The sequence below is a fragment of the Pyxidicoccus sp. M6 genome (assembly GCF_055568925.1).
On the sequence record NZ_CM145714.1, the window covers coordinates 12,284,156 to 12,299,364 of the forward strand.

Genomic DNA, 15,209 nt, shown 5'->3' on the forward strand with positions numbered 1-15,209 from the left:
GCGAAATCACAGTTAAATTCCGGCAGTGTTTCAGAGAGCAAGTTTGCCCTTCGGGGGCCTCACCTTGATCAGCTCATTGATGCTCGCCCCGGCGCCCAGCGGGCGGCTCTCACCGAAGGTCACGACGTACTCCCAGTACCGCGCTTGAAGCCCGAAGAGTTCCTCGGGGATGGACTGGGGCGGCCTCCAGTTCGCGCACACCTTGCCGAGCTGGCTTCGCACCAGCCCTTTCAGCCGCGCGCAGTCCTTCTTCACCTGCGCGGTGTAGTCTTTATGGAAGTCGTAATGACACGGCAGCCGGTGCACGTTGCAGTAGCGCAATGCTCGCTTCTTCCACGTCTCCTCGTTCTCCCGCCGCGCTTCCGTGCTCAATCCATTCCACACCTCGGAGCCGGACTTGTCGCCGCGCTTGAGCAGGTACACCTCGACCGCCTGTGAGAACCCCGGCAGGAAGATGATGTTCTTGCCGTTGTTCACGTCGTAGGGCACGCGCTTGAGGATTTCGAGCTCGTCCTCCGTGAATACCTCCTTCGGGCTGAAGACCTCGCACGGCACCAGGTGGTGGGCGATGTTGGAGTAGGGCTCCTGCCCGGTGGTGAAGCACACGAAGTGGTACAGCGCCGCGTGCGCCGGACTGTGTTTCAGGACGCTCCTGGCGCGCGGGGACACGTCGTAGTGCTGGAGGTACTCGATGATTTTCGCGTCGTTGTCATAGACGCGCGCCCGCTTGCTCGCGTTGGCCGCCAGCTCGGCCCTCCCGTTGTCGCGGTAGTCCGCGCTCCGCCCCAGCCGGGCCCGAATGGGCATGCTGCTCAGGATGTGGCTTCCTTCGTCGGCCATGGCGTTCAACTCCTGAAGCTCACGCGACTCCCAGGTGGACGGCGGCCACCCGGCCAGAGTCCGAAATGGAGCTGGAGACCTGCTCGAACGGGGTCAGCTCGCGCGGGCGAGGCCGGGCATGAAGAGGTGTTCAGCCTGAACCGAGAGTCCGCGCCGCTCGGCCAGGCGAAGCAATGCGAGCCCCTCCACGAAGACGAAGCGTTCCGTCTCGGAGTGCTCGTCCTTCACGCTCCAGGACTTCGCCTTGGCCTGGAAGTAGCGCTCGCGCTCCTCCAGCAATGCCTGGAGGGCGTTGTCGAACCCCTCCTGCGCGTGGGCCAGCAAGGCGCGGCACAGGTCGAGGCGCGGCGAAGGCTCGCCCTCCATCACCCGCTCGAAGGCGTCGAGGGAGTCCTCGGCCTCCGCTCGCTGTGATTCATCGCCGGCCACGAGCCGGCCGAGGAAGCGCGCGTAGTGGAAGTCGTCTTCGTATTCGTCCCGCCGGACATGCGCGGTGAAGGAGAGACGTGCGATGTCCCGGGCCAGTTCGTCGGCGCCGGCCGCGAGCGCGTCACACAACGGGCCGTAGTTGCCGGTGGCGGTGAAACGATTGACGGGCCGTCCCTGCTGGTGGGCGAGCTGGAGCAGTCGGCGCCGAGCCTCACCCGAGCGTGTGAGGTGCTGACGGAAGGCGGGCCCGTCCGCATACGCCAGCAGGCGGGCAATGCCGGCGGCGCGGGCGTAGCGGGAGAGGTGGAAGAGGATGCGCTCCACTTCCTCTGGTGGCCGGTGCCCCACCTCCAGTTCCCGGGCGAGCTCCCATGCCTTGCTGCTCGCCGACATCTCGACGGCAAGCATGCTGGGTGCGTTCATTCTCGCAGCCTCCCCCACTCCCGGCCGTAGTCGTCCATCTCCTGGAAAATCATCCCATCGCATTCCGCGTCGAAGATGTCGTCGGCCAGGTCGTCACGGATGATGATGAGGTCCGTCTGTTCCTTGAGTCGGAAGAGCTTCGCGTCGGACGGGACTCTCGATTCATCCAGTGCCAGCCGGTAGAAGCGGAAGACCTGATCGGGACGGATTTCTGAGTTCCTGAATCTCGACCGTTCGCGGTCCACGCACTCGACAGTGCCCAGGATGTTCGCGATGAAGTAGGGCTCCTTGACAATCCTGTCCTTGTGATTGCGGATGTGCACGGGGAGGAACTCGATGTCCGCTCCGGACTTCTCCCCCAGGATGCGTTTCAGCTTCTCGGAGACGATGAGCAGGTTGAGCGTATTGGGAATGGCATCAGCGAGTCGGATGCCATAGCCGTCATCAAGCCGGAAGACCGAGTTTGTCGGGAACCAGGACTTCACCGACACGCCTTCATACAGCAAATACGAGTCCATGCAGTGCATGAGGAAGTCCGAATCCTTCGTAATCCAAGCGAAGGCGTCATCTTCATCATCCACAACCCAGGGATAGTATTTCAGCTCCACATTTCCGCCTTTCAGAATTGTTTACGTTCCGAAATCAGCGCCTCATTCGTGGCGGCTTCCGTGTCTTGGAAGGGTTCACATTGATCAGCTCGTTGATGTTCGCTCCGGTCCCCAATGGGCGTCTCTCACCAAAGGTCACTACATGCTCCCAGTATTCAGCTTGGAGCCTGTACAGCTCCTGCGGGATGGACTCCGGCGGCCTCCAGTTCACACACACCTTGCCGAGCTGGCTGCGCGCCAATCGTTTCAGCCGCGCACAGTCATTCTTCACCTGAGCAGTGTAGTCTTTATGGAAGTCGTAATGGCACGGCAGCCGGTGCACGTTGCAGTAGCGTAATGCCCGCTTCTTCCACGCCTCTTCGTTCTCCCGCCGCGCCTCTGGGCTCAATCCGTTCCACACCTCGGAACCGGACATGCTCCCGCGCTTGAGCAGGTACACCTCAACGGCCTGTGAGAACCCCGGCAGGAAGATGATGTTCTTGCCGTTGTTCACGTCGTAGGGCACGCGCTTGAGAATTTCGAGCTCATCGTCCGTGAACACCTCCTCCAGGATGAAGACCTCGCACGGCACCAGGTGGTGGGCGATGTTGGAGTAGGGCTCCTGCCCGGTGGTGAAGCACGCGAAGTGGTACAGCGCCGCGTGCGCCGGGCTGTGCTTCAGGACGCTCCTGGCGCGCGGGGACACGTCGTAGTGCTGGAGGTACTCGATGATTTTCGCGTCGTTGTCATAGACGCGCGCCCGCTTGCCCGCGTTGGCCGCCAGCTCGGCCTTCCCGTTGTCCCGGTAGTCCGCGCTCCGCCCCAGCCGGGCGCGAATGGGCATGCTGCGCAGGATGTGGCTTCCTTCGTCGGCCATGGCGTTCAGCTCCTGAAGCTCACGCGCTTTCCAGGTGGACGGCGGCCACCCGGCCGGAGTCCGAGAGGGAGAGGACGAGGGCCTCTCCTTCCAGGTTGTCGCCCAGGAGGAAGGCCCCCACCGCCACTCCCACTGCGAGCGGGGCACTCGCCGTGCCCACTTCGCCCAGGCACTCGGCCGGTACCGTGAGGCGGCACCGCTCGAAGTCCAGATGCTCGCGTGTGAGGTACATCTGGGCACTGCCCCACGCCTTGCCCTTCCAGTCCTCGCCATTGAGGTCCAGCAGCACGTCCCCCCGGAAGGGCCTCTCGCGCGGCAGCACGCGCCGCACCACTTCGGCCAGGGCTCGGCCGAGCTCCTCAGGCATGACGTCTTCCACGGGAGCCTCTCCGGTGGCCACCGCACGCACCCGGCCGCCTCGCTCGGCACCCCGGGCCCGGGCCACGGTGTCTGCCTCCAGCAGCAATGCGGCGCCCGCCTCGCCCGGCTGGGTGCCGCTGGAGTGTGTCGCGGACTGGAGGCGCCCCTTGCCTCGCAGCCATTCGAGGCTCTCCCCATCCAGGTAGGAGTCCGCGGCCAGCACCACCACGCGGTCCACCCGGTGCGCGGCGACATCCGCCTCCGCGTGATTCAGCGCCTCGGCCAGGGCGCAGTGTCCCAGGCCCAGCACCCGGAGGTGGCCCTCCGCTAGGGGTACGCCCAGCGCGCGCATCACCGGCGGCGCGTACAGGTGCGCCCGTACAGCTGGAATCTCCATCAACAGCTCGGGGAAACGCTCCGCGTCAGCCGCGGGGCCCAGCAGGGTCAATCCCGTGCGACTCCAGAAGTCGGATGACGATGGGAGGGGAGCACGGTGCACCATGTCCGCGAAGGCCCCCAGCGCCAGCCGCACCCACGCACCTGGCCCCCAGAACCCCTCCGCGAAGCCCGTCACCGGGTGGCCCACCACTCCCGTCTCTCCGCCCTCGCCATCCTCCATGCGAAAGGCATGCAGCACGTGGGGACGGCTCACGTCGGCACGCAACGCGGCCAGGGTCCCCATCGCGCCATGGCCCACCGCCGTCACCATTCCCAAGCCGGTAATGGCCAGCATCGCGAGTCTCCTCCAGGGCTACAGCTTCTTCTTGCAGCACAGGCACACCGCGTCCTCGGGGCGCTCGCCCGCGGCAACCACCGGCGGCTGTACGAGAGGAAAGGGCGACGTGTTCTTGTCGTTGTGGGTCATCAGGTCGAAGGCTCGCGCCACCCCCTTGCCCTCCACCTTCACGTCGAAGGACCAGGTGACGAATTCCGCCTTGCCCTTCGTCTGGCCGGAGAAGACGCCCCCTCCGGCGGTGCCCGCTTCGTTGCCGGTGCTGGTGGAGAAGGTGGAGTCTTTCACCCCCATGGGGTTGCCCTGCACCGCCACCGTCTTCGCGGCCTGGGCGATGTCCGAGGACTTCGCCACGTTCGGGTAGGGAATCGGCACGGGCCCGGCGGGGCTCGGCGTCTTGCACACGTCCGGGAAGGCCACGGTGGTGCCGCCCGAGTCCTGGTGCACCACGCTTCGACCGTTGGCACCTACGTCGTTGCCCATGAGCATCTCCTTTCGCGCTTCAGCGACTCATCCAGGTGGCGACGGGGCGCAGCGAGGAACCGCCCTTCCATGCGCGGGCGGCGGCAAGCTGGTGGTGCTGCACCCGGGCCCAGGTGCGCGTCTCCACCCTGTGGGCGCCGCCGGTGCGGAGGGCCAGCTCCAGCGCCAACACGGGCCGCCGCCGCATGGACGCCACTTCCAGCGTGTCCAGCAGCCGAGCGGCGGTTGCGGACTGTCCGCCCAGGTAGCGTGTCTGTCCGTCAAAGCCCTTGCGCGCCTCGGCCCACCAGCGCTCCACCTCGGCGGCAACTGGCAGGGGCAGGTCCTCCTCCGGCCCGGGCAGCGGGTGGGTGCACACGTCCTCGTCCAGCGGGAGGGAGTCCGCATCGGAGGGACGCCGCGCGTAGCGATTCTCCAGCTTCAGGCCGGTGACGGCGCAGAAGGCCTCGGCCGCGAGGCGTCCCATGAGCGAATCACTCAACCAGGGCAGGCACGCTTCGGCGGCGGCCATCCGGCCGGAGAAGCCGAGGGCCCAGAGGGTGTCCCCGCGAAGCAACGGCACCTCCAGCAACTTCACGAGTCGCGCGACGTCGGCGTCGTCGCCTCCCAGGGCCAGCAGCAAACGCGCCGTGCGGCCGGACACGTCAGGCGCCTCCGCCAATTCCTGGCACGCCCGCCATACCGCGAGCTGACCGGACACGAGTCCCGCCTCCAGCGCCGCCGCCCGAAGCTGGGGCGCGGACGAGGCAAGCCCCAGGCAGACTTCCTTCGCCCCCACCTCCCCCGGCCAGCACCGCGCCGCCCCCAGCGCCGCCAGTCGCACCTCGGGCGCCGGGTGTGTCAGCAGTCGCGCGAGTCGCGACGGGCCGGGAGAGTCGCCGTGCACGCAGAGCGCCTCCACGGCCGCGGCCACCACTTCCGGCTCCTCCCGCGCATCCAGTACCCGCGACAGTCGGGCGGCCAGTCCCGGCCTCTCACTCAAGCCCAGCGCTCGCGCCGCCGCGCGACGCATCTCCCCGCCCTGGCGCAGCAACGCCAGCACGGACGCCACGCCCTCCCCGTCGTCTCTCCGCAGCAGGACGGAGGCGGCGACTCGCACCTTCTCTTCGTCCCCTTCCGTGAGTGCCGGCCACAGCAGGCGCGTTTCCACCTGGGGGCCACCGGCCACCAGTCCATCCAGATGCGCCCGCAGGCGGCGCTCATGGCCCCGAGCCACCTCCATCAGCGTGTAACGGGGAGAGAGGAGGGCACGCTCCCACTGCGAGGAGAGGAAGCACGCATCCCCGAAGTGGTCCTCCAGCACATCCCAGCGCAGGCGCGAATCCGGCCGCAACAGCAGCACGGGAGGCGAGACGCGCCCCGGAACTTCCGCCCGGCGTACCAGGTTGGACACGTCATGCCCCCCGCGCTGAAGCATGCCCAGGCCCGGCTTGCGAGCCTTCAATGTCTGACTTCAACGGGCCGTCATGGATGACGCAAGACCCGCGAGCCAATCACTGTGCAGTACGTGGCTGCGGGGAAACCCTCACTCCCGCCTCGGCGCATGGGTGCTGGGCAGTACGAGACACAGGACTGCCCCGGCGTGCAATCCTGCTCGGCCAGGTCGCGGGAATCCGCGCGGGCGCCACAAGCACGGCGCCAGGCCCCGGGGAGAGACACCATTCGCGCATGGCAGAGCGCTCGCGCGCGCCCCGCCGTCTGTTACTTGACGACGAGCTCCGCCGCCGTGCGCCGCCGGCCGGCGACGACGGAGACCACGGCGCGGCCGGACCCCACCGCCGTCACGCGGCCATCCTGCGACACGGACACCACCGAGGCGTCCGAGGTGAACCACTCCAGCGGCACGCTCTCCAGCACGGCGCCGTTGCGGTTGTAGGCGCGCGCCTGGAGCTGCACGGACTGGCCCACGCGCTGGAACTCGTAGTGGGTGAGGTTGAGGCCCAGGCGCGCGAAGTCCGGCGGCACCACCTGCACGGCGATGGCGCGGCTCAGGTGCCCCAACGTGGCGGTAACGGTGGCCGAGCCCGGACGCACGGCGATGAGCTGCCCGTCCTCCACGCGCACCACCGACTCGTCCGAGGCGCGGAACTCGGGCGCCGCGTCCGCGAGCGACTCGCCCTGCTCGTTCCTCGCCACCACGCGCAGCTTGATGGTGCGCCCCACCTCCATGAAGTCCGCGCCCGGCGCCTTCACGTCGAGTGAGTTGAGGATGGTGAGGTCCAACGGAATCGCCGTGCGAATCTTGCCGCCGGTGACGCCGATGGTCGTCTTGCCCGACTTGCGCACCGTCACCACGCCGTCCTGCACGAGCGCCACGTCCGTGGCGGAGCTGGTCCACCGGAGCTTCGGCTCGGACATCTGGTGGCCCTCGGTGTCGAGGACCACATAGTCCAGCTTCACGTTCTGCCCCGGCGTCCGCAGGTACTTCGTCGGCAGGGGCTGGACGGTGATGGAGTCGGGGGACGGACCGCAGGCGCTCGCGAGCCCGAGGGCGAGAATCAGGACGGAACGAAGTGGGAGGCGCGTCTTCACGGCGGAGGCGGAAGGGGACGGAGGGCGCGGGCATCCTAACGCCGCGAGACCGCCCCGGTGGGAAAAGGGCCCGCTTTCGTCCACGGCCGCACGCCTGCCGCCGCCCGGCGTCCCTCCGTCCGGGCAGGCACGCGGCTACCAGAGCCCACTCCCCGCCCCGCGCCCTACGAGGCGCGGCCGGGCGGCCCGGGCTGCGTCCGCGGGGGCTTCCATCACTACGCCGACCTGGCCACCGGACAACCGCACCAATGTCCCCACGGGGTAGAAGCCCGCCACCGTGGTGAAGAGGCGCGCCTCCCTGAGGTCGAAGCGGGTGCCGGCGCGGTGGGTGATGAGGCGGAGCGCCGAGTCCGGCGCGAGCCCCGGGTGGGGCGGCGCCGGGAAGGTCAGCAGGTCGAAGGCGCACGGCACAGGGAGAAGACATTGCACCGCCGCAAGACATTGCACCTTCGGAGAGGGTGCGACGCCTTGCGGCACCCCGGTTACGCCTGTGCATCCCATTGCAGCCGGGGGACGCGTCCCCTGGGCTGGGGCCCCGGCGCCAGGGACAGCGGCGGGACGTAGAGGCCCAATTGCTCGCGCTTCCACCAGACGCCGGTGCGCCGCTTCTCCTCCAGGTCGGCCATCTTGTAGTCGTAGAGCACGGCGCGGACCATGCGCGGCGGCTTGTCCGGGAAGGGATTGCGCTCCAGCAGCTTCAGCACCTCGGGCGAGCCCTCCAGCAGACGGCCCAGGAAGGCGATGAACCAGCTCGTCGGCGTGCCGAGCGCCGCGAACCACATCTGCCAATCCAGACGCGGCTGGTGCGGCGCCACCTGCTTCGGCGGCTGGTTCGGGTCGCTGACCTTGTAGCGGAACCGGTATTCCTTCCAGTGCTCGCCGTCGTCGGAGCCCTCGATGAGGATTTCCGGCCGCTCCACTGTCATCACGCTGAAGAGGCCATACGGATTCACGGAGCGCAGCGCACGCGCCCGTGACTCCAGCCACCCCAGCGCGCCGAGGATTCGCTCCGGGCGGCGCGGCCACCACTCGAAGCGGCGGAGCACCTCGGCCGTGCCGAGCACCATCACCGGCGCGGCCAGCACCGTGGACAGCCCCGTGCGCCACCACGGGCAGGGCCGTGCAGGTGTCGTGATGCCGAGCGGCAGCACGCGCCGCAGCGCCGCGTCGTCCAGCAGCCACAGCCCCAGCGCGAGCGACTGGAGGTTGAAGAAGCCGTAGTTGCCCGTGGCCGCGATGCTGGCCTGCAAGCCGGCGAAGGCCCCGAAGGCGAGCTGCCGCACCCTGCGAGGCCCGAAGGTGAAGAATGGAATCGCCGTCTCCATGCCCAGCGTGGCCGCGGTGGTGGCGCGGTGGAGGGACTTCGGCAGGTGGTGCGCGTACCAGCCGCCGCGCGTGGGGAGCGGCGCCGTCTCGTAGTAGTGGTCCATCGCCGTCAGCTCACGCCACGTCTCGTCGCCGGACTGGAGCTTGCTGAGGCCGGAGCCGAAGTAGAGGCGGAACACGAGCAGCCGGAAGAGGACCACGTCCAGCGCGGAGGGCGCCTCGCGGCCCAGGCCCGGCCGCAGGCCTCCGGGCGCGGTGAGCGCGGACAACAGGCCCATCTCCAGCAGCAGCACGTCCCACTGGAAGGAGAGGAACTCGCGGCCCACGGCCACGTAGGACAGGTACAGCGCCCACAGCAGCGACGCGCTGAGCCTCGGCGCGATGTTGAAGAGCAGCGCCAGTGAGAGCACCTGTCCCGCGCGGCAGCCCCGCACCAGCGTGGCGTCGGACGCGTCGAGCCAGAACACGGACGGCGTCATCTGCAACTTCTCCCAGCCGGAGCCGGGCAGCGCCGCACGCTCCGCCTCCAGCCGGTCCCGAATCGGCCGGATGCCGCGCGAGCCATAGAGCCCGAGCATCTGCCGCCCCAGCGACGTGAAGGCGATGAGGAAGGTGCCGCCCATCAGCCGGAGGAAGGCCCAGCGCACCAACCGGTACTCGTGCGGTACCGCCTTGGAGCCGAAGAGCCAGGAGTCCACCCGCGCGGCCGGACGCCGGTTGCGGGCAATGACGGCGTACACGCCGCGCGCCACGTGCAGCACGCCGGGCAGCAATCCCAGCCGCGCGGCCATGCGCGTGCTCCGTCTGGGCGACCAGGCGAGCATCCGGAAGGCCGCCTCCGCTCCGTGGGACACGTGGCCGGACGGCTCCACCAACTGCATGGCCCGCTTCATGTCCGCCTTGCGGATGCCGAAGGCCCAGCGGTGCCACCAGCGGCCCGGCTCGAAGCGCACGCGCCCTCGCGTGTTGAGTTGCCACCGCGCCACCCAGCGGCGGCAGAAGCCACAGTCGCCATCGAAGAGGACGAGCGGCCGCGAGGCCGTCCCACGCATGTTTCGCGCCAGCATGCGTGAAGGTGGGGCGTGTCTCCGCGCGGTGACCGCCCCTCCCCTTCCAGACCGCCCGCCCGTGGAGCAGGAGGAGGGACGTGCCCGCGACACACCCCGGCCGAGGGTGCGGGTGACACGCCCGGGAGGTGCCTACGTTTCACGGCATGAGCGAGCCCAGGGGCAAGGCGAAGCGGCTGATGGAAGTGGTCCCCGGCGTCCACCATTGGACCCTCTCCGACGAGCGCATCGGCGGCGCGCGAAGTGACGCGTACGCGGTGGTGGACGAGGACGGCGCCGTCGTCCTCATCGACCCGCTGCCCATCGACGAGGCGCTGCTGCACAAGCTGGGCAAGGTGTCCGCCATCGTCCTCACGGCGGGCAATCACCAGCGCTCGGCGTGGCGCTTCCGCAAGGACTTCGGTGCCCCGGTGTGGGCGCCAGAGAGCGCGCAGGGCTTGGAGGAGGCGCCGGACTACTTCTACGTCGCGGGTGACACGCTGCCGGCGGGGCTCGTCTCGTTCCACACGCCCGGGCCCACGGAGGCCATGTACACGCTGTGGATGCAGCAGCACCCGCGCAGCGTGGCCTTCATCTCGGACCTGCTGACACACGAGGGCCGGGGCACGCCGGAGTTCGTCCCCAGCCAGTACCAGGACGAGCCCTTCCGCACGCGCCAGAGCGTGCAGCGCATCCTCGACCATCTGCCGGTGCAGACGGTGTGCTTCGCGCACGGTGCGCCCATCGTGAACGAGGGAGCCACGGCGCTGCGCCGCGCACTGGAGCAGGACTCGGAAGTGCTGCCGAGCGCTCCGGCACCCTGATTCGGGTCAGAGCGCGCCCTCGCGCACCAGCACGTGGCCCGCGTCCTGCCCGGGTGGGACGAGGTGCAGCACCTCGCCCGCCTCCGCGCGGTCCAGCAGTCCGCTCAGCGTGGGCAGGTCCGTGACGGACACGCGCTGCGTGGGAGGCAGGGACAACCGCCGCTCCATGGCCTCGGCCACTCGCGCGCCATTGGACACGTCGGTCTCGTAGACGAAGGTGCGCTCGCCGTACTCGTGGCCTCCGGGCACCCGGCCCACGAGGCGCAGCGGGCCGAGCCGCGCGTGGACGCGGATGCTCGGGTTGTCCCACTGGGCCACGCCGCGCAGGCGCGTCGCGCGCAGCATGGCGAGCGTCAGTGCCTTCACCCACGGCGCGGCGCCGGTGCCAGGGAGGAAGCTCAGCAGCGACACGCCGATGAACAGGCCCGGCGTCACCGACGGCGCCGCGTAGTACGCCGCGCCGATGGTCGGGTCCTCGTCAGCCAGTCCGAGCCGCTCACGCACCTCGGGCTTCACCATCCGCGCCGGGCAGCGCAGCAAACCGATGGCGCCCGGCAGCAGGTACAAGTCCGACAGCACCCAGCGCGGCACTCCGATGCCCCCGAAGGCGAGCTGGTTCAGCGCGAGGTACTGCGCCGCGAGGTCGAGGTTCCGCTCCGCGGGCAGGTAGCGCACGGGCACGCCCAGCGGTGACAGGTCCAGCGAGTCCGCATGCTCCACCGAGCCGAGCGCCACCATCGACACGCCCGGGTGCTTGGACAGGAACTCCACCGCGCCCTTCGTCAGCTCACTGGAGTCACGCATCGGCTTCGATGTCCTTCGCCACGCTCGTCAGCCGGTACTCATCCGGAATCTTCACCGACTCCGCGTCCACCTCCGCGCGGGACACGAGACAGCGCGACGAGCCGCCACCCTTCTCACACAGCTCGCGCATGGTGAGCGGCACCACGCGCATGCCGAGCAGCGCCAGCCGCGCGCGCACCGCGTCCGGCACCACCGAGGGCGCGAGCAGGTCGCGTCCCACCGGCAGCCCGTTGGTGGCGTACCGTCGGATTTCGTCCTCCGTCACCACGAGCAACCGCTGCTCACCGAAGCGCTCGCGCAGACGCGCGTACGAGTCCGGCGCGATGACATCCGGGCACACCATCAACCGGTCCACGGCGGACAGTGGGAGCACGGCCATGTTGCCGTGGAAGGCGGGCTCGCGGACCTGCACGCGCACGACTTCTCCGGGGAAGTAGCGCGCCGCGGCCTCCAGTCCGTCCAGCGTGGTACGGCCGCCCCAGAACAGCAGCGTGGCGCCGTCGAAGGAGGCCACGTCGCCGTGCGCCTCCCAGATGCCCACGCCGGGGTCCACCACCTCCATGCCCATGCGGCGGGCCATCGGGGCCCAGTGCTCGCGCTCCGTCTGACGGTGCGCGCTCATCATGCGCGGCAGCAGGAACAGCGGCGGTGCGCCCTTACGCGACACCACCTGTCCGCACTCGGCGGCGTAGGGCATTCCCGTGAGCAGCTCGGAGGGAGAGGGCAGCGCCACCACGGTGCCGCCGCGCGCCTCGATTTCTCGAGCCAGAGCGAGCCACTCGTGCCGGGCCTGGCGTGCGTCGACCTGCGGGGCCTCGCGGCTGCGGAAGTTGTTGCGCCCGCGCAGGGCCCACGTGCGCCCCGGGGGCGACATGAGGAAGAGGTCCATGATGCCTTGCTTCTACTCCCGCCCCGTTCCACGCCGCCACCACGTGCATTCCATGAAGCGGCCTTCCGGACGAGCCCTCCGCGTAAGGAGGCCTGCCCGTGCGCACCGGCCTGTAAAGGCTTCCGGCGGAAAAGGCCCACGCATGCCCACCGTTCTCCCCTGGCCGAAGAGGCCCGAAGCGGAAGCACGGGGCGCACGCGCGGGCCGGCACTCCTCGCGCCCCGACACGGAGAGCACCATGAGCACCGAGACGAAGGTGAAGAAGGTGAAGGAGCTGTTCGTGCAGGACCTGGCCCGCATCCGTGGCGGCGCCGGACAGCAGCCGAAGAAGGACAAGCCGCCGAAGTGCCCGGAGTACACCACCCTCGCCTGTGGTGAAGAGCCCGACGGCTGCTCCGGCTGCTGACCACCGAGTCCTCCATCCCGGCGGGAACCGCATGCCGGTCCCCGCCGGCCCCTTCCGCCTCCGGGCCCATTCACGACGCGGCCATCCATACCCTCGGGCGGCGGACATGCGGAATGAACCGTCATTCCGCTGTGACGAACACCGGGTGCTGCTGTGTCGCCCCATTCTCCAAGAACACGCTCCTGCCCCCGCGGACGACGGCCTCAAGGAATGAACCTTCATTCCGCGGCCATGGGCTTCCGGGCACACAGCCCCCCTCATCAGGCTGGAAACGACAACGCTCCTTCGGGCGACGTACGCGCGGAATGAACCGTCATTCCGCCGCTCCCGGCAGGCGGGGTTCCCTTCTCCCCTCTGGGTGGCAAACCGCAGCCCTCGCACTCCGTCTCGTCCTCTGGGTGCCACGCTCGTGGAATGAAGCTTCATTCCGCCGTTCCCGACCGTGGGGTTGCCTCGTCCCCCTTTCGGCGAAACGCAGCTCCTCGCATTCGGTCCTCGCCTCCGAGCGGCGCACTCGCGGAATGAACCTTCATTCCGCCTTGGCTGGCGATGGGGCGGCCCATCCTCTTGCGACAGGACGCAAGTCCTCGCACTCCGTTCCGCCCCACACGGAGCGCGCTCGCGGAATGAACCGTCATTCCGCGGCCACCCGCCTCCGGCCAGTCGGCCCCCGCTGGGAAATGCACGCTGGCGCACCCTCGGCGCATCTTCTTCGTAGTCACCCGCACGCAGCCGGGACAGTCTCTCTCCCGCGTGGACGAGACGAGCCTCCCCGACCCTGAAGCCCTTCGCACCCTCCTGAAGACCGCCCTGGAGCTGCCCGCGCTGCAACCGCACGCGGCGCGACTGGAGCGGCTCGTGGACGACTACTCGCGCGGCATGGCGCGCAAGGACGCCCCGCTTGCCGTGGCGCTCGTCGGCGCTACCGGCGCGGGCAAGTCCACCCTCCTCAACGCGCTGGCCGGACAGCCCCTGTCGCGCGAAGGCGTGGACCGGCCCACCAGCACCGCCGCCACTGTCTTCGCTCCCGATGGCGCCGCCGCGGACGCCCTCGCCCAGACGGGCGCGCGCGTCATCCGCTACGCCCCCGGTCCACAGGGGCTCTGGGGCGGCCAGGTGTTCATCGACACGCCGGACCTCAACAGCGTGGCCACCACCCACCGCGACGTGGCACGCGCCGCCCTGGAGCGCGCCGACGTGGCGCTCGTCGTCATGCACCGCGGCAGCGTGGCTGAAGCCTCGCAAGTGGAGTTCCTCACGGAGTTCGCCCGCCGCCGCTCGCTCGTCTTCATCCTCAACTTCGCGGACGAGCTCTCCCCCGAGTCGCGCGAGTCCCTCAAGGCCCAGGTCCGCCGCGTGGCCTCAGAACAATACGGCCTCGCCCAGCAGGACGTGCCCGTCTTCGCCATCAGCGCGCTCGCGGCCAAGGACGGCCGCGACGTGTCCGGCGAGTTCGGCGCCCTCCTCTTCCACCTGCGCGGGCTCGCCACCCAGGCCGTGGCCGCGCGCGTGCGGCGCACCAATGCCGTCGGCGCGTTCGAGGAAGTGACCTCCCGCGTGGAGGCCGCGCTGAAGGAAACGGACGCCCTGCTCGCGAAGACTCGCGACGCGCTGGGCTCCGGACTGGAGAAGGCGTCGGAGGGTCTGCGCGCGGACTTCGACGCGCGGCTGCGGCTCGCGCACGGGCACCTCGCGGCCGAGGTGCGGCGTCAGGCGGCGGGCCGCTTCTGGGGCCCCGCGGCCTGGGGACTCCGGCTGTCGCTGTGGGGCGCGAGTGGCCTCGGTGCGGCGGCCCTCGTGGGACGCGCCAGCCTGCCCGCGGGCCTCGCCGTCGCGGCCGCCTCCACCGCCCTGGACGCGGTGCGAGGACGCACGCGCGCTCGGGCCGCGGAGGCCGCGGTAGTGGAGCCCTTCGAGGACGACTTCGGCGTGGAGTCCGCCGCGCGCACGGCGCTCGCGGAGGCGCGCAGCGTGGTGCGGGCCGGAGGCCTGGAGCCTTCACTCCTCGGCGTGCCGGACGTGGACGCGCTGCTCGAGGAGGTGCGCGCGGCCCGCGCCGGAGCCTGGCGCTACACCGCGACGACGGGCGTGGGAGAAGCAGTGGCGGGGTGGTGGCGCACCGCGAGATGGCTGGTGCTGCCGCTCATCAACCTGCCGCTGCTGGGCCTCTTGGGACACGTGGGCTACCGCGTGGTGCGGGCCTACGTGGAGGGCCCCCTGCTGCCGTTGGAGTACTTCCTCAACGCGGGGGCCCTCTTCATGCTGCTCGCCGGAGCGGGCGCGCTGCTGGCGTCAGCGAGTCTCGCTGGGGCCGCTCGCCGTGCGGGTACGGCGGGGCGTGCTCGTTTCGTCGAGGCCCTGGCCGCCCTGGGCGGGAGGCTGATTGAGGCCGTCGATGATGGACTGCGCACCGGGCGGGAGGCCGCGAAGCGCCTGCTGGCGCTCAGGTGACATGGAGTCCACCGCCGTGCCCGGCGTGTGCGAGCCCTCGCTGTTGGCCATGAGCGTCTGCGGACCCGCGTCCTTGCAGACAGGCGCGGAGACGCGCGTGTCGCGCACCGGGTCGCCATAGCCGACGAGGCGCGCCGGCACGGACGGGTTGTTCCAGCCCCTACCCACCTCGCGCGCCACCTTGAAGTGCAGGTGCGCA

General features: G+C 69.8%; 15 protein-coding genes. 3 read left to right on the forward strand and 12 right to left on the reverse strand.

All coding sequences use genetic code 11. From position 1 onward, the window contains the following. Positions 1 to 30: 30 nt before the first annotated feature. From ACVTJA_RS48500 to ACVTJA_RS48545, 10 genes are all read right to left on the reverse strand, one after another. On the reverse strand, positions 31 to 840 hold the full coding sequence (locus tag ACVTJA_RS48500; protein WP_465831197.1) for an AHH domain-containing protein: 810 nt from the start codon (positions 838 to 840) through the stop codon (positions 31 to 33). 93 nt (positions 841 to 933) lie between these two features. Continuing rightward, positions 934 to 1,692: an Imm49 family immunity protein gene (locus ACVTJA_RS48505; RefSeq protein ID WP_465831195.1), complete on the reverse strand. Its 759-nt coding sequence runs from the start codon at positions 1,690 to 1,692 to the stop codon at positions 934 to 936. Next, positions 1,689 to 2,300: an imm11 family protein gene (locus ACVTJA_RS48510; RefSeq protein WP_465831198.1), complete on the reverse strand. Its 612-nt coding sequence runs from the start codon at positions 2,298 to 2,300 to the stop codon at positions 1,689 to 1,691. The genes ACVTJA_RS48505 and ACVTJA_RS48510 overlap by 4 nt, the downstream gene beginning before the upstream one ends. 34 nt (positions 2,301 to 2,334) lie before the next feature. Continuing rightward, positions 2,335 to 3,156, reverse strand: coding sequence for a hypothetical protein (locus ACVTJA_RS48515; RefSeq protein ID WP_465831199.1), 822 nt, complete (start codon positions 3,154 to 3,156; stop codon positions 2,335 to 2,337). Positions 3,157 to 3,175: 19 nt separating this feature from the next. Next, entirely contained in the window at positions 3,176 to 4,249 is a 1,074-nt protein-coding gene (locus tag ACVTJA_RS48520; RefSeq protein ID WP_465831201.1) for a hypothetical protein, read from the reverse strand. An 18-nt stretch (positions 4,250 to 4,267) separates the two neighbouring features. Then, positions 4,268 to 4,732: a DUF4150 domain-containing protein gene (locus ACVTJA_RS48525; RefSeq protein ID WP_465831203.1), complete on the reverse strand. Its 465-nt coding sequence runs from the start codon at positions 4,730 to 4,732 to the stop codon at positions 4,268 to 4,270. Positions 4,733 to 4,751: 19 nt separating this feature from the next. Continuing rightward, positions 4,752 to 6,176, reverse strand: a complete 1,425-nt coding sequence (locus ACVTJA_RS48530) for a TIGR02270 family protein (RefSeq protein ID WP_465831205.1) — start codon at positions 6,174 to 6,176, stop codon at positions 4,752 to 4,754. A 257-nt stretch (positions 6,177 to 6,433) separates the two neighbouring features. Then, on the reverse strand, positions 6,434 to 7,264 hold the full coding sequence (locus ACVTJA_RS48535) for an Ig-like domain-containing protein (protein WP_465831206.1): 831 nt from the start codon (positions 7,262 to 7,264) through the stop codon (positions 6,434 to 6,436). Positions 7,265 to 7,399: 135 nt separating this feature from the next. Beyond that, positions 7,400 to 7,693 (reverse strand): hypothetical protein, encoded by a 294-nt coding sequence (locus ACVTJA_RS48540; RefSeq protein ID WP_465831207.1) that lies wholly within the window; start codon positions 7,691 to 7,693, stop codon positions 7,400 to 7,402. Between the two features lie 53 nt (positions 7,694 to 7,746). Then, complete coding sequence (locus ACVTJA_RS48545) at positions 7,747 to 9,642, reverse strand: lipase maturation factor family protein (RefSeq protein WP_465831209.1); 1,896 nt, start codon at positions 9,640 to 9,642, stop codon at positions 7,747 to 7,749. A gap of 161 nt (positions 9,643 to 9,803) precedes the next feature. Between ACVTJA_RS48545 and ACVTJA_RS48550 the strand changes: the two genes are divergently transcribed. Beyond that, a complete protein-coding gene (locus ACVTJA_RS48550; protein ID WP_465831211.1) occupies positions 9,804 to 10,460 on the forward strand; it encodes an MBL fold metallo-hydrolase in 657 nt (218 codons plus the stop codon). A gap of 6 nt (positions 10,461 to 10,466) precedes the next feature. Here ACVTJA_RS48550 and ACVTJA_RS48555 read toward each other — a convergent pair whose 3' ends face one another. Together ACVTJA_RS48555 and ACVTJA_RS48560 are read right to left on the reverse strand one after the other, a co-directional pair. Continuing rightward, the gene (locus ACVTJA_RS48555) at positions 10,467 to 11,264 is read right to left on the reverse strand and encodes a hypothetical protein (RefSeq protein ID WP_465831213.1); all 798 of its coding nucleotides are present in this window, start codon (positions 11,262 to 11,264) and stop codon (positions 10,467 to 10,469) included. Continuing rightward, a complete protein-coding gene (locus ACVTJA_RS48560; protein WP_465831214.1) occupies positions 11,257 to 12,153 on the reverse strand; it encodes a dimethylarginine dimethylaminohydrolase family protein in 897 nt (298 codons plus the stop codon). The genes ACVTJA_RS48555 and ACVTJA_RS48560 overlap by 8 nt, the downstream gene beginning before the upstream one ends. 238 nt (positions 12,154 to 12,391) lie before the next feature. Here ACVTJA_RS48560 and ACVTJA_RS48565 point away from each other — a divergent pair, with 238 nt between their 5' ends. Together ACVTJA_RS48565 and ACVTJA_RS48570 are read left to right on the forward strand one after the other, a co-directional pair. Then, positions 12,392 to 12,559 carry a hypothetical protein gene (locus tag ACVTJA_RS48565; protein WP_465831216.1) on the forward strand — a complete coding sequence of 56 codons (168 nt, stop codon included), beginning with the start codon at positions 12,392 to 12,394 and terminating at the stop codon, positions 12,557 to 12,559. 753 nt (positions 12,560 to 13,312) lie between these two features. Then, on the forward strand, positions 13,313 to 15,010 hold the full coding sequence (locus ACVTJA_RS48570; RefSeq protein ID WP_465831218.1) for a GTPase: 1,698 nt from the start codon (positions 13,313 to 13,315) through the stop codon (positions 15,008 to 15,010). Positions 15,011 to 15,209: the final 199 nt, after the last annotated feature.

Coding starts and splice junctions, on each gene's coding strand:
- ACVTJA_RS48500 (WP_465831197.1), bottom strand. CDS start 840: ATGGCCGACGAAGGAAGCCACATCCTGAGCAGCATGCCCATTCGGGCC.
- ACVTJA_RS48505 (WP_465831195.1), bottom strand. CDS start 1,692: ATGAACGCACCCAGCATGCTTGCCGTCGAGATGTCGGCGAGCAGCAAG.
- ACVTJA_RS48515 (WP_465831199.1), bottom strand. CDS start 3,156: ATGGCCGACGAAGGAAGCCACATCCTGCGCAGCATGCCCATTCGCGCC.
- ACVTJA_RS48520 (WP_465831201.1), bottom strand. CDS start 4,249: ATGCTGGCCATTACCGGCTTGGGAATGGTGACGGCGGTGGGCCATGGC.
- ACVTJA_RS48525 (WP_465831203.1), bottom strand. CDS start 4,732: ATGGGCAACGACGTAGGTGCCAACGGTCGAAGCGTGGTGCACCAGGAC.
- ACVTJA_RS48545 (WP_465831209.1), bottom strand. CDS start 9,642: ATGCGTGGGACGGCCTCGCGGCCGCTCGTCCTCTTCGATGGCGACTGT.
- ACVTJA_RS48550 (WP_465831211.1), top strand. CDS start 9,804: ATGAGCGAGCCCAGGGGCAAGGCGAAGCGGCTGATGGAAGTGGTCCCC.
- ACVTJA_RS48555 (WP_465831213.1), bottom strand. CDS start 11,264: ATGCGTGACTCCAGTGAGCTGACGAAGGGCGCGGTGGAGTTCCTGTCC.
- ACVTJA_RS48560 (WP_465831214.1), bottom strand. CDS start 12,153: ATGGACCTCTTCCTCATGTCGCCCCCGGGGCGCACGTGGGCCCTGCGC.
- ACVTJA_RS48565 (WP_465831216.1), top strand. CDS start 12,392: ATGAGCACCGAGACGAAGGTGAAGAAGGTGAAGGAGCTGTTCGTGCAG.